Below are 13,091 nucleotides of genomic sequence, written 5' to 3' on the forward strand. Positions count from 1 at the left end.
ACGCCATCCGACACCGGAGGGCGTCCCTTCGGCGTTTGACAGGTCCCTGACCGCCGGATAAATACGTCTATGCACATGTGGATAACTTGTGGATGACCGTGGAACGCGCCGACGCAGATGTGTGTCGATCGGGGAAACCTGTGGATAACCGCGGGACGGTCTGATCGCGACGGACCCTCGTCCACCCGCGGATTCCTCAGGGTCTCCACAAGTGACAAGTGTGTAGTTCCTTACTCGCGCTTGCTTTCCACCGACTTATCCACAGTATCCACAGGTGTTAACACCGTTAAGGAGTTAAGTCATTCAGGGTGCGATCCGATCACCAGACGGTGGGGAGAACCGGTCCGGGGCATCACAAGTCCTCCGGCGTAGGGAAGCGCAGGACTGTGGGGCTAGCATGGGATTCCCTGCACAGGCAGGGCCCGACGACGACCCGTCATGTTCGACGACAAGGGAGCACCCGTGAGGTTTCAGGTCAACCGCGATGTCTTCAGCGAGGCTGTGTCCTTCGTCGTCAAGCTGCTCCCCCAGCGCAATCCGCAGCCGATCCTCGCCGGAGTGCTGATCGAGGCCGACGGTTCGGGACTCACGCTCTCGGCCTTCGACTACGAGGCCTCCGCACGGACCACCATCGAGGCGACGGTCGAGACCCCGGGCACGATCCTCGTCCACGGCCGCCTGCTCTCGGACATCGCGAGCCGCCTCCCGAACGCCCCCATCGAGATCGCCGTGGAGGATGACGGCGGGATCGCGGTGACCTGCGGCTCGGCGCGCTTCACCCTCGCGGCCATGCCGGTCGAGGAATACCCGTCGATTCCCGAGGTCTCCGGATCCTCCGGCGTCGTCCCGGCCGACGAATTCGGCACCGCGATCGCCCAGGTCGGCTTCGCCGCATCCCGTGACGACGTGACTCCGGTGCTGACGGGTGTCCAGCTCGAGGTCACCGGACACACCCTCAGCCTCGTCGCCACCGACCGCTACCGGGTCTCGCTCCGTGACGTGCCGTGGGATGGAGAAGCCGTCGAGGCCACCGCGCTGGTCCCCGCTCGCACGCTCGTCGAGGTCGGAAAGACCTTCGGGCACGCCGGCACGATCCAGATCGCGTTCTCGGGGGCCGGAGACCGCGAGATCATCGCGTTCACCGCCGGCAACAAGACCGTGACCTCGCTGCTCATCAAGGGCAACTTCCCCCCGGTCCGGCGCCTCTTCCCCGAGCAGACCGACCACTACGCCGTCGTCAACACCGCCGACCTCATCGAGGCCGTCCGCCGCGTGTCCCTCGTGCTCGACCGCGCCGCGCCGCTGCGCTTCACGTTCTCGACCGACAGCGTCACGATGGACGCCTCCGGTAGCGAGCACGCCCGCGCCTCCGAGTCGGTCGACGCCATCCTCTCCGGCGGCGACGAGGTGACCCTGGGGCTCAACCCGCAGTACCTCATCGAGGCGCTCGGCGCGGTCAAGAGCGAGTTCGTGCGGGTGACCTTCACCTCCAGCGACAACGCCAACAAGCTCAGCCCCGTGCTCATCACCAGCCAGACCTCGGTCGACCAGGCGGGCCTGGACTCGTTCAAGTACCTGCTGCAGCCCAACCTCCTCCTGCGCTGAGCGCGAGCTCTCGCCCCGAGGGAGTGTCCGACCCGGAAGGTAGGCTGGCTCCGTGATTGTGGAGCACCTCAGCCTGGTCGATTTCCGCAATTACGCGACCGCGGAACTCGCCCTGCACCGAGGGCCGAACGTCCTCGTCGGGCGGAACGGCCAGGGCAAGACGAACCTCGCCGAAGCCGTGGTCTTCCTCGCGACGCTCGGGTCGCATCGGGTGTCGTCCGACGCTCCGATGGTGCGGGACGGCCAGGACTACGCGGTCATCCGTGCGCGGCTCTCCCACGGTGAGCGGCGTGTGCTCGTCGAGGTACAGCTCAATCGACAGGGGTCGAACAAGGCGCGCATCAACGGCTCGCCGTCGAAGACCAACGAGCTCCCCCGCTACGCGCACGTCGTCCTCTTCGCGCCGGAAGACCTCCAGATCGTCCGTGGAGACCCGTCGGCTCGGCGCCGGTTCGCCGATCAACTCCTCATCCAGCGCACCCCGCGCCTCGCCGCGGTACTGGCCGACTACGATCGCGTGCTCAAGCAGCGCAACGCCCTTCTCAAGTCGGCGCGGGCGCGCGGCATCCGCGGTGAGGCCTTGAGCACCCTGGACGTCTGGGACGACAAGCTCGTCTCGCTGGGATCGGAGATCATCACGGCGCGGCAGCGGTTGGCTTCCGATCTGCAGCAGCCGGTGGCCGATGCCTATGCGGCGATTGCGGGCGCCGATCACCGACCGCAACTGGACTGGGCCCTGTCCGTCGCCGGCAGCGATCCGGAGGACGACGACGATCGGGACGCCGCCGACGGCCCCACTCCCGTGGATGACGTGCGCGGAGACTCCCGCCGGATCGCCGAGATGTTCCGCGCCTCGCTGGCGGCCAAACGATCGAATGAGCTCGACCGCGGTCTCACCCTCACCGGACCCCATCGGGACGACTTGGTGCTGCGGGTCCGCGACCTTCCCGTGAAGGGCTACGCCTCGCACGGCGAGTCCTGGTCGGTCGCGCTCGCTCTGCGGCTGGCATCCGCCGAGCTGCTGCGCAGCGAGTCTCCCGCCGGCGACCCGGTGCTCATCCTCGACGACGTCTTCGCCGAGCTCGACGCCGATCGGCGCCAGCGTCTCGCCGCCCTCACGGCGGGCTATGAGCAGGTAGTGGTGACTGCCGCGGTGGAGGAGGATATCCCCGATGTGCTTCACGCCCACGTCGTGCGCATCGCAGCGGGGACCATCACCGACGAGCGCGACCGGTCGCAGGAAGAGGAGGGTGCGCAGGATGACTGACGTCGTCACGGACAGCGCAGCTCCGGCGGAGGCGCCGGAGACCGTCGCCACCTATCTGCGGCTGCGCGGGCTCAAGCCGAGCGCCAAGAACTGGAAGCGCAAGCGACGGATCTCGGTCGACGACGACAACGCGCCGTTCACTCCCGGACGCGATCCGGGAACCCTCGGTGCGGTCCTCGACACCCTCACCCGTGAATCCGGCTGGGAGACGACGCTCGCGCGGGAGGACCTCGTCCGGCAGTGGGCCGACCTCGCCGGAGCGGACACCGCGAAGCACTCGGAGCCGGTGTCGCTCGAGCGGGGACTGCTCACCGTGAAGTGCGATTCGACGGCGTGGGCGAAGAACCTGCAGTTCATGCGTGCGACCATCCTCACCGAGATCGGACGACGGTATCCGGAGGCGGGGGTGGAGAACCTCCGCTTCATCGGACCGGACGTCCCCTCGTGGAAATGGGGTCCCAGAGCCGTTCCAGGGCGGGGCCCGCGCGATACCTACGGGTAGGGCACCATGCAAGGGGTCCGAAACGCTCAGAGGGCCACACGCGGCCGTTGAGCGGCATTTCGACTCGAAACCCGGCTAGAATGGGAGTTCGAGATATCGATCTGGAGAATGCCCTCTGATGACGCCTGAATCCCCTGCTGACGAGACGGAACCGAACAACGACGCTTCGTCGGGCTCACAGGCCGGAGAATCGGCGGCACCCGCACCGAAGAAGCAGCAGCCCGGTGAGTACGGCGCCGACTCGATCCAGATCCTCGAAGGACTCGAGGCCGTGCGCAAGCGCCCCGGCATGTACATCGGCTCGACCGGACCCCGCGGACTGCACCACCTCGTCTACGAGATCGTCGACAACTCCGTCGATGAGGCGCTGGCCGGCTACGCCGACACGATCCTCGTCACCCTTCTCGCCGACGGCGGCGTGCGCGTGGTCGACAACGGCCGCGGCATCCCCGTCGACCCGCACTCCTCCGACCCGTCGAAGTCCACGGTCGAGGTCGTGCTCACGATCCTGCACGCGGGCGGCAAGTTCGGCGGCGGGGCCTACGCCGTCTCCGGCGGTCTGCACGGCGTCGGATCCTCGGTGGTGAACGCGCTGTCGACCCGCTTCGACGTGGAGGTCAAGCAGAAGGGCTTCGTCTGGCGGCACAGCTTTGCCGAGGGCGGCGTCCCGCAGCAGAAGCTCGAGAAGGGCGAGGCCACCGAGGAGACCGGGACGAGCATCACGTTCTGGCCGGACGCGGAGATCTTCCAGGAGACGGTCGAGTTCGACTACGACACGCTCCGCACCCGGTTCCAGCAGATGGCGTTCCTCAACAAGGGACTGCGCATCGAGCTGTCCGACGAGCGGCCGGAGTCGGCGTACGAGACGGAGGAAGACGGCCAGGCGGTCACGAAGCAGCCGAGCGACGTCTTCTTCTACGAGCGCGGTCTCGTCGACTACGTCGAGTACCTGAACAAGGTGCGCCACGCCGAGGTCGTCAACGAGGAGATCATCGCCTTCGAGTCGGAGGACACGGCGCGCAAGATCTCCCTCGAGGTCGCGATGCAGTGGACCACGTCCTACACCGAGAACGTGTTCACCTACGCCAACACGATCAACACGCACGAGGGCGGCACGCACGAGGAGGGCTTCCGGGCGGCGCTCACCACGCTCGTCAACCGCTACGCCCGTGCGAACAACCTCCTCAAGGAGAAGGACGACAACCTCTCCGGCGACGACGTGCGCGAGGGACTGACCGCCGTCATCTCGATCAAGCTCGGCGAGCCCCAGTTCGAGGGGCAGACCAAGACGAAGCTCGGCAACACCGAGGCGAAGGCGTTCGTGCAGAAGGTGGTCGGCGACCAGCTCGGCGACTGGTTCGACCGCAACCCGAACCAGGCGAAGAACGTCATCCGCAAGGCGATCGACGCCGCGACCGCGCGGCTCGCCGCCCGCAAGGCGCGCGAGACGGCCCGTCGCAAGAGCGTCTTCGAGTCGGCGGCCATGCCCGACAAGCTCAAGGACTGCACGAGCAAGGACCCGTCGATCAGTGAGATCTTCCTCGTGGAGGGAGACTCGGCCGGTGGTTCGGCGGTGCAGGGTCGCGACCCGCACACGCAGGCGATCCTCGCGCTGCGCGGCAAGATCCTCAACGTCGAGCGCGCGCGTCTCGACAAGGCGCTCGGCAACAAGGAAGTCCAGGCGATGATCCAGGCCTTCGGCACGGGCATCGGCGAGGAGTTCGACATCGAGAAGGCGCGCTATCACAAGATCGTGCTGATGGCCGATGCCGACGTCGACGGCCAGCACATCACCACCCTGCTGCTCACGCTGCTGTTCCGCTACATGCGCGGACTCATCGAGGCCGGCTTCGTGTACCTCGCGATGCCGCCGCTCTACCGCCTCAAGTGGTCGAACGCGGCGCACGAGTACGTGTTCAGCGACGCCGAGCGCGACGCGCTGCTGGCCTACGGGCTGGAGAACGGCAAGCGCATCCCGAAGGACGCCGGCATCCAGCGCTACAAGGGTCTCGGCGAGATGAACGCCAAGGAGCTCTGGGAGACCACGATGGACCACACCACCCGGACGCTCCGCCAGGTGACCATCGAGGACGCCGCCGCCGCGGACGAGATCTTCAGCGTGCTGATGGGCGAGGACGTGGAATCGCGTCGGAGCTTCATCCAGCGCAACGCCAAGGACGTCCGGTTCCTCGACATCTGATCACCGCGGGGTCCCTGAGCGTGTGCCAGGGGATCCGACGCCTCGACAAGCTCAGCCAACCAGGAAAGACACATGACTGACGAAGAACGCCCCGACATCACCGAGGGCCACGAGCACGGCAAGATCGACCAGGTCGATCTGCAGTCGGAGATGCAGCGCAGCTATCTCGACTACGCCATGGCGGTCATCGTCGGCCGTGCTCTCCCCGATGTGCGCGACGGTCTCAAGCCGGTGCACCGCCGAGTGATCTACGGCATGTACGACGGCGGATTCCGCCCCGACAAGTCGTTCTCCAAGTGCGCCCGCGTCGTCGGCGAGGTCATGGGTCAGTACCACCCGCACGGCGACTCGGCGATCTACGACGCGCTCGTCCGTCTCGTGCAGCCGTGGTCGCTCCGGTACCCGCTCGCTCTCGGCCAGGGCAACTTCGGCTCGCCCGGCAACATGGGCGCGGCGGCACCGAGGTACACCGAGACGAAGATGGCCCCGCTCGCGCTCGAGATGGTGCGCGACATCGAAGAAGACACCGTCGACTTCGCCGACAACTACGACGGCCAGACCCAGGAGCCGACGGTTCTGCCGTCCCGGTTCCCGAACCTCCTCGTCAACGGCTCGGTCGGCATCGCGGTCGGCATGGCGACCAACATCCCGCCGCACAACCTCCGCGAGGTGTCCGATGCCGCGCTCTGGGCGCTGGACAACCCGGACCTCCCCCGGGAGCAGCTGCTCGACGGGCTGATCCAGCGCATCCCCGGACCGGACTTCCCGACCGGCGCGCAGATCCTCGGCACGAAGGGCATCCACGAGGCGTACCGCACCGGCCGCGGCTCGATCACGATGCGCGCGGTCGTCAACGTCGAGGAGATCCAGGGGCGGACCTGCCTGGTCATCACCGAGCTGCCGTACCAGGTGAACCCCGACAACGTGGCGGTCAAGATCGGCGACCTCGCGCGCGACGGCAAGATCACCGGCATCGCCGACATCCGCGACGAGTCCTCGGACCGCACGGGTCAGCGCCTCGTCGTCGTGCTCAAGCGCGATGCCGTGGCGAAGGTGGTGCTGAACAACCTCTACAAGCACACGCAGCTGCAGGAGAACTTCGGCGCGAACATGCTCGCGATCGTCGACGGCGTCCCGCGGACGCTCGCGATCGACGGCTTCATCTCGAACTGGATCGCCCACCAGATCGACGTCATCGTGCGACGGACGCAGTTCCGGCTGAACGAGGCCGAGAAGCGCATGCACATCCTGCGCGGCTATCTGAAGGCGCTCGACGCGCTCGACGAGGTTATCGCGCTCATCCGCCGTTCCCAGACGACGCAGGATGCGAACGAGGGTCTGCAGAAGCTCCTCGACATCGACGAGATCCAGGCCGATGCCATCCTGCAGATGCAGCTCCGTCGCCTCGCCGCGCTGGAGCGTCAGAAGATCATCGACCAGGCCAACGAGCTCGAGGCGCTCATCGCGGACTACAAGGCGATCCTCGCCGATGAGGGCCGGCAGCGGACGATCATCCGCGAGGAGCTCACCGCGATCGTCGACCGGTTCGGGGACGAGCGGCGCACGCACATCCTGCACGGCTTCGACGGCGACGTGTCGATGGAAGACCTCATCGCGGAAGAGGAGATGGTCGTCACCGTCACTCGCGAGGGCTACATCAAGCGCACGCGCAGCGACAACTACCGCTCCCAGCACCGCGGCGGCAAGGGCGTCAAGGGCGCCCAGCTGCGCGCCGACGACATCGTCGAGCACTTCTTCGTCACGACGACCCATCACTGGCTGCTGTTCTTCACCGACAAGGGCCGGGTCTACCGCGCGAAGACGTACGAGGTGCCGGAGGCCGGGCGTGACGCGAAGGGCACACACGTCGCGAACCTCCTCGCGCTGCAGCCGGACGAGAGCATCGCGCAGGTCCTCGACATCCGCGACTACGCCGTGGCCGACTACCTCGTCCTCGCCACGCGCGACGGCCTGGTCAAGAAGACCCGTCTCGACAACTACGACACCAACCGCCAGGGCGGCGTGATCGCGATCCGGCTGAACGACGAGGACGAGCTGGTCAGCGCTCTCCTCGTCAACGCCGAGGACGACATCCTCCTCATCAGCCGCAAGGGGATGTCGGTGCGGTTCCAGGCGACCGACGAGGCCCTGCGCCCGATGGGTCGCGCCACCGCCGGTGTGAAGGGCATGAAGTTCCGCGAGGGTGACAGCCTGCTGTCCGCTTCCGTCGCTGCACCCGGGAAGTACGTGTTCGTCGTCACCGACGGCGGCTATGCCAAGCGCACCGCCGTCGAGGAATACCGGGTCCAGGGGCGCGGCGGATACGGCATCAAGGTCGCCAAGTTGAACGACGATCGGGGCACTCTCGCGGGTGGTCTGATCGTGTCCGAGGACGACGAGGTCTTGGTGGTTCTGTCCAGCGGCAAGGTGGTACGCTCTGCCGTGGCCGAGGTCCCCGCCAAGGGTCGCGACACCATGGGAGTGGTGTTCGCCCGCACGACGGAGGCTGACCGCATCCTCGCCATCGCCCGGAACGGCGAGCGTGGTCTCACCGAAGAGGAGACCGAGCCGGATGCCGATGCCGAGGCCCCCCAGACGACTGAGACACCCGAGGATACAGACGCATGAGCACAGTGGCCGACAAGCTGGCGAAGAAGTCGACACGGAAGACCGGCGGTAAGCAGGTCCGTCTGCGCCTCGTCTACGTCGACTTCTGGTCCGCCGTGAAGCTCTCCTTCCTGGGAGCGGTCGCACTGGCCGTCGTCACGATGGTGTCGTTCTTCCTGATCTTCCTCGTGCTCCAGGCCACCGGCATCATGTCCACGGCCGACGAGTTCGTGCGCAGCTTCACCGACGGCGCCATCCCGCTGTCGGAGCTCGTGGGTCTGCCGCAGGTCATGGCGTTCGCCGCCGTCGTCGCGATCCTCAACCTCATCGTGTTCACGGTGCTCGGTGCGGTCGTCGCGGGTATCTACAACCTGGCCGTGAAGGTCACCGGAGGGCTGCTCGTCGGCTTCATGTCGAACTGAGCCTCCGAGACCCCGTCTTTCCGCCGAAACCCCGGCCTGCGCACCGATGCAGGCCGGGGTTTCGGCGATAGAGCGGGGTTTCGGCGGGGTAGGGAAAACCCGAACGGGAGTGTCCGGCTGACTCGGTGGGCGCGGTCGTGCGGCGGCCCTACCGTGGAAGCATGACCACACAGACTGCGACCCCCGAGGCTGCTGCGACCGGGAAGCCGCCGCTGCGCATCCCGCTCACGATCCTGCACCTCGCCGGAGTCGGGGTGATCGGCGGCGGCATCTTCGGGATGCTCGGCGGCCTCCTCGGCACCGGGCTCGGACTCCTCTTCGTCTTCGGCGTCGGCATCGTCGTGCTCGTGGGCCTCGTGTACGCGCTCTTCGGCGTCGGCTGGTTCGAGATCTCCCGCGTCGCCGGCCTGTACCGCGTGCCGAACGCCCCGCTCCGGCTCCAGCCGCGGGACCGTCCCGGCTTCGGCGGCTGGCTCCGCTCACTCGGGCGGCAGGCCATCGACGGACGGATGTGGCGCGCGGTCGCGAACTTCGCGATCACCGCGGTCCTCGGCTTCGTGGTGCTGCGGCTCTTCTGGGCCCTCCTCTGGTCGATCATCATCGCCTTCGCGCCGCTGACCTCGGCCGAGACGATCATCGGTCCCTTCGGCGGCGGGCAGATCCCGGTGTCCTGGGCGCCCCTGATCGGCATCCTCGGTGCGCTCGCCTCGGCCGCCGGCATCATCGGCCTCGCCCTCCTGGCTCGCACGCTGGCGCTGGCGATCGTCGCCCGGGCCCGGGAGGTCGAGCTCACCGAGCGTGTGCGGGCATCCACCGCCCAGCGGGAGGGAGCGGTCCGCGCCGCCGACCTGGAACGGACGCGGATCGAACGCGACCTCCACGACGGCGTCCAGCCGCGGCTCGTATCCGTCGGGATGACCCTCGGGCTCGCGCAGCAGAAGATCGACACCGATCCCGACGCCGCGAAGGAGCTCATCTCCGAGGCGCACACGTCGACCAAGGCGGCGATCACCGAGCTGCGGCAGCTCGCGCGGGGCATCCACGCGTCGGTGCTCGACGATCGCGGCCTGGACGCCGCACTGTCGGCGCTCGCCAGCCGCTCCCCCATCCCCGTGCAGTTGGACGTGCGGATGGACCCTTCGACAGGCTCAGGGACCCAGGGTGGCGGCGCAGGGACCCAGGGGTACGGCTCCGGGGCTCCGCGGCCGGGGCGCGATGCGGAGGCGGCGGTGTACTTCTCCATCGCCGAGTCGCTGACCAATGCGGCGAAGCACTCCCGGGCCAGCGAGGCGCGGGTCACGGTCCGGCTCCGCGAGGGGAACACCCTCTGGGCGCGGATCGAGGACAACGGCATGGGCGGAGCCCAGGTCATCCCGGGCGGAGGCCTCGACGGCATCGCGAACCGGATCCTCGCCGCGGGCGGAACGTTCCGACTCGACAGCCCGCAGGGCGGTCCGACCAGCCTGGAGGTGAACGTGCCATGCGCATCCTGATCTGCGAGGACTCCGTCCTCCTGCGCGAGGGGCTCGTGCGTCTGCTCGAGGACGCCGGCCACGAGGTGGTCGCCGCCCTCACCGACACCACCGACCTCCGTGCCACTGTGGCATCCACCTCCCCGGACCTCTGCATCCTCGATGTGCGGCTCCCGCCCACGTTCACGGACGAGGGCATCCGCGCGGCGCTGGACCTCCGTGCCGTGCACCCGGCGCTCGCCATCCTCGTGCTGTCGCAGTACGTGGAGGAGCGCTACGCGTCGGATCTCATCGCCGCGCAGGGCGGTCCGCTCGGCTACCTCCTGAAGGACCGGGTGGCGGATGTCGCCGAGTTCATCGATTCGGTGCAGCGGATCGCCGACGGGGCCACGGTGCTCGACCCGGAAGTGGTGGCTCAGCTCCTCACCCGGCGGAACCGCGACGACCGCATGATGCGGCTCACCGAGCGGGAGCGCACCGTGCTGGCCCTGCTCGCCGAGGGCAAGTCGAACCAGGCGATCGCCGGCCTCCTCTTCCTCTCGGCGGCGAGCGTCGAGAAGCACATCACCTCCATCTTCCAGAAGCTGGGCTTCGAACAGGACGAGTCGGGCAACCGCCGCGTGCTCGCCGCCCTCGCCCACCTCGAGAACACGGGCGGCACGACGCCGCCGAACGGCCAGACAGGAGTCACACGATGACCACCGAGAACACCGGAGCACAGGGCGGCCACACCCCGATCACTCCTCCCCCGCCGCCGTCCGCGGCTTCCCCCGCGGCGGCGCCCGGCGCGCCCGGACCCCGGCGCTCGTCCGGAGCGACCGCCGTCATGATCGTCACCGCGGTGGTCGGTGGGATCGCGCTGCTCGGAGCCGGAGGCACGGCGGCCGTCGCGGCGACCGGCACCCTCCTCTCCTCCAGCCGACCGGATTCGGTGCAGACGGTGGACGTCGACGGCGTCACCGCGATCGATCTCGACGCCGACGCGAGCATGGTCCGCATCGACTTCGGCGATGTCGACGCGGCGGAGCTCTCCGTGACCAACGGCCGCGGTGCGTGGACGTTCGAGCGCGAGGCGGACGAGCTCGTCGTCCGGAGTCCTCGACCGGCCTTCGGCTGGTGGTTCGGCAACTGGTTCGGCGACGACGAGCGCGCAGTCCTCACGCTGCCGGAGGAGCTCAGCGGCTCCGACCTCGACGCGAGTCTCACTCTCGATGCCGGCGCTCTCGACGTCTCCGGTGAGTTCGGCTCCCTGGAAGTCCAGATCAACGCCGGATCCCTCGACGTCTCCGGTGCGGCCTCGGCCTTCGATGTGCAGATGAACGCGGGACGCGCGGACGTCCTCCTCGACGGCGTCGATCAGGCGGATCTCGGCATCGCTGCGGGCGATCTGACGGTGGAGCTGACCGGCGATGCGCCGACGACGACCACGATCGACGTGAGCGCCGGATCGCTGAATCTGACCCTTCCCGACGTGGAGTATCGGATCAGTCAGGACGTCAACGCGGGCTCGTTCGATGCCCGGGTCGACGAGTCCCCGAGCGCTCGCCGCACGATCGACGTGTCCGTGTCGGCCGGCAGCGTGGACGTCAGTCCGGGACGGTGACCGGCCGAGGGCGAGGATCCCGGAGGGGGTCCTCGCCCTCGATTCGGATTTTCGGCGAAACTCCGGTAAAGTTCTGGAGGTTGACGGGGCTATAGCTCAGGCGGTTAGAGCGCTTCACTGATAATGAAGAGGTCCCAGGTTCAAGTCCTGGTAGCCCCACCCTTTCAATTCAAGAATTCCCTCACGGGGCCTTAGCTCAGTTGGTAGAGCGCCTGCTTTGCAAGCAGGATGTCAGGAGTTCGAATCTCCTAGGCTCCACCATCCTCCCCTTCACCGGTCGGTCGCCGTGAGTTCATGCGGCGCCGTGTTCAGGCGCTCGGCGCCGTCCGCCGTCACGACCACGATGTCCTCGATGCGGGCGCCCCATTCGCCGGCGAAATAGATGCCGGGCTCGATGCTGAAGGCCATGCCCTCTCGCAGCACGAGGTCGTTGCCGGGGGCGATGTAGGGCTCCTCATGCACCGAGACGCCGATCCCGTGACCCGTGCGGTGCAGGAACGCCTCGCCGAGCCCCGCCTCCGTGAGAACCGAGCGGGCGGCCGCGTCGACCTCCGCCGCCGTGACCCCGGGGCGCACCGCGTCCACGGCCGCCTGCTGGGCGCGGACGAGGGTGGCGATGCGATCGGCTGCCACCGGATCGGGAGTTCCGACGACGTAGGTCCTCGTGCTGTCCGAGTTGTAGCCGCTCGGCACCGCGCCGCCGATGTCGACGACCACCACGTCGTCCTCCTCGATGACCCGGTCGGAGACCTCGTGGTGCGGGTCGGCGCCGTTGGGCCCGGAGCCGACGATGACGAACTCGACGGTCCGATGCCCCTCCTCCACGATCGCCGCAGCGATGTCGGCGGCGACCTCCCGCTCGGTGCGGCCGGCGCGCAGCCATCCGGGCACGCGGCGGTGCACGGCATCGATCGCCGCGCCGGCTCGGCGCAGCTCGGCGATCTCCTCGTCGTCCTTGGTCATCCGGCCCTCGCGGAGGACGGGTGTCGCGAGCTCGAGCCGGGCCTGCAGCCGCTCCCCGATCGGGACGACGTGCAGCGCGGGAAGCGCATCCGACACCCCGACGCGGGAGACGGGACCTGTCGCCGCGGCGACGAGGGCGTACGGATCGTCGCCGTCGACCCAGTCGGCGACGGTCAGTCCGAGCTCTCCGACGGCCGTGCTGCGCACCTTGGCGAGCTCCATCCGCGGGACGATGACCGTCGCCGCGCCCTGCGGCGGCAGGACGAGGGCGGTCAGCCTCTCGATGGTGTCACCCTCGACGCCGAGGAGGTACTGCAGGTCGGGGCCGGGGCCGACGATGATCGCGTCGAGGCCAGCCTCCTGGGCGCGCTCCTGCGCGCGTGCCAGACGGCGGGCGTAGACGGCGGCGGAGAAGGGAAGGGTGCTCACAGGCACCACGCTAACGCGAGC

At 68.3% G+C, this 13,091-nt stretch carries 10 protein-coding genes and 2 tRNA genes; 11 read left to right on the forward strand and 1 reads right to left on the reverse strand.

Features of this window, described 5'->3' with window-relative positions; genetic code table 11:
• The first annotated feature begins 462 nt into the window (after positions 1 to 462).
• The 11 genes from dnaN (at position 463) to D8M34_RS08910 (ending at position 11,939) form a co-directional block, all read left to right on the forward strand.
• The gene (dnaN, locus tag D8M34_RS08860) at positions 463 to 1,605 is read left to right on the forward strand and encodes a DNA polymerase III subunit beta (RefSeq protein ID WP_025102872.1); all 1,143 of its coding nucleotides are present in this window, start codon (positions 463 to 465) and stop codon (positions 1,603 to 1,605) included.
• Positions 1,606 to 1,657: 52 nt separating this feature from the next.
• Positions 1,658 to 2,872, forward strand: a complete 1,215-nt coding sequence (recF, locus tag D8M34_RS08865) for a DNA replication/repair protein RecF (RefSeq protein WP_062765906.1) — start codon at positions 1,658 to 1,660, stop codon at positions 2,870 to 2,872.
• A complete protein-coding gene (locus tag D8M34_RS08870; protein WP_025102874.1) occupies positions 2,865 to 3,374 on the forward strand; it encodes a DUF721 domain-containing protein in 510 nt (169 codons plus the stop codon). Before recF ends, D8M34_RS08870 begins: the two co-directional genes overlap by 8 nt.
• 118 nt (positions 3,375 to 3,492) lie before the next feature.
• On the forward strand, positions 3,493 to 5,574 hold the full coding sequence (gene gyrB, locus D8M34_RS08875) for a DNA topoisomerase (ATP-hydrolyzing) subunit B (protein WP_082758468.1): 2,082 nt from the start codon (positions 3,493 to 3,495) through the stop codon (positions 5,572 to 5,574).
• A 72-nt stretch (positions 5,575 to 5,646) separates the two neighbouring features.
• A complete protein-coding gene (gene gyrA / locus D8M34_RS08880) occupies positions 5,647 to 8,202 on the forward strand; it encodes a DNA gyrase subunit A (protein WP_025102876.1) in 2,556 nt (851 codons plus the stop codon).
• Positions 8,199 to 8,603 (forward strand): DUF3566 domain-containing protein, encoded by a 405-nt coding sequence (locus D8M34_RS08885; RefSeq protein WP_025102877.1) that lies wholly within the window; start codon positions 8,199 to 8,201, stop codon positions 8,601 to 8,603. Before gyrA ends, D8M34_RS08885 begins: the two co-directional genes overlap by 4 nt.
• A gap of 161 nt (positions 8,604 to 8,764) precedes the next feature.
• Positions 8,765 to 10,096: a sensor histidine kinase gene (locus tag D8M34_RS08890; RefSeq protein ID WP_126893793.1), complete on the forward strand. Its 1,332-nt coding sequence runs from the start codon at positions 8,765 to 8,767 to the stop codon at positions 10,094 to 10,096.
• Complete coding sequence (locus D8M34_RS08895; RefSeq protein WP_025102879.1) at positions 10,084 to 10,773, forward strand: LuxR C-terminal-related transcriptional regulator; 690 nt, start codon at positions 10,084 to 10,086, stop codon at positions 10,771 to 10,773. Before D8M34_RS08890 ends, D8M34_RS08895 begins: the two co-directional genes overlap by 13 nt.
• Positions 10,770 to 11,678 carry a DUF4097 family beta strand repeat-containing protein gene (locus tag D8M34_RS08900; protein ID WP_126893794.1) on the forward strand — a complete coding sequence of 303 codons (909 nt, stop codon included), beginning with the start codon at positions 10,770 to 10,772 and terminating at the stop codon, positions 11,676 to 11,678. Before D8M34_RS08895 ends, D8M34_RS08900 begins: the two co-directional genes overlap by 4 nt.
• A gap of 85 nt (positions 11,679 to 11,763) precedes the next feature.
• Positions 11,764 to 11,837 (forward strand) — tRNA-Ile (locus tag D8M34_RS08905).
• 26 nt (positions 11,838 to 11,863) lie between these two features.
• Positions 11,864 to 11,939 (forward strand) — tRNA-Ala (locus D8M34_RS08910).
• Between the two features lie 9 nt (positions 11,940 to 11,948).
• On the opposite strand, the gene D8M34_RS08915 is transcribed toward D8M34_RS08910, so the two are convergent.
• Positions 11,949 to 13,070 carry a M24 family metallopeptidase gene (locus tag D8M34_RS08915; RefSeq protein WP_126893795.1) on the reverse strand — a complete coding sequence of 374 codons (1,122 nt, stop codon included), beginning with the start codon at positions 13,068 to 13,070 and terminating at the stop codon, positions 11,949 to 11,951.
• Positions 13,071 to 13,091: the final 21 nt, after the last annotated feature.

Source organism: Microbacterium sp. HSID17254, from assembly GCF_003989315.1.
Classification (GTDB): domain Bacteria; phylum Actinomycetota; class Actinomycetes; order Actinomycetales; family Microbacteriaceae; genus Microbacterium.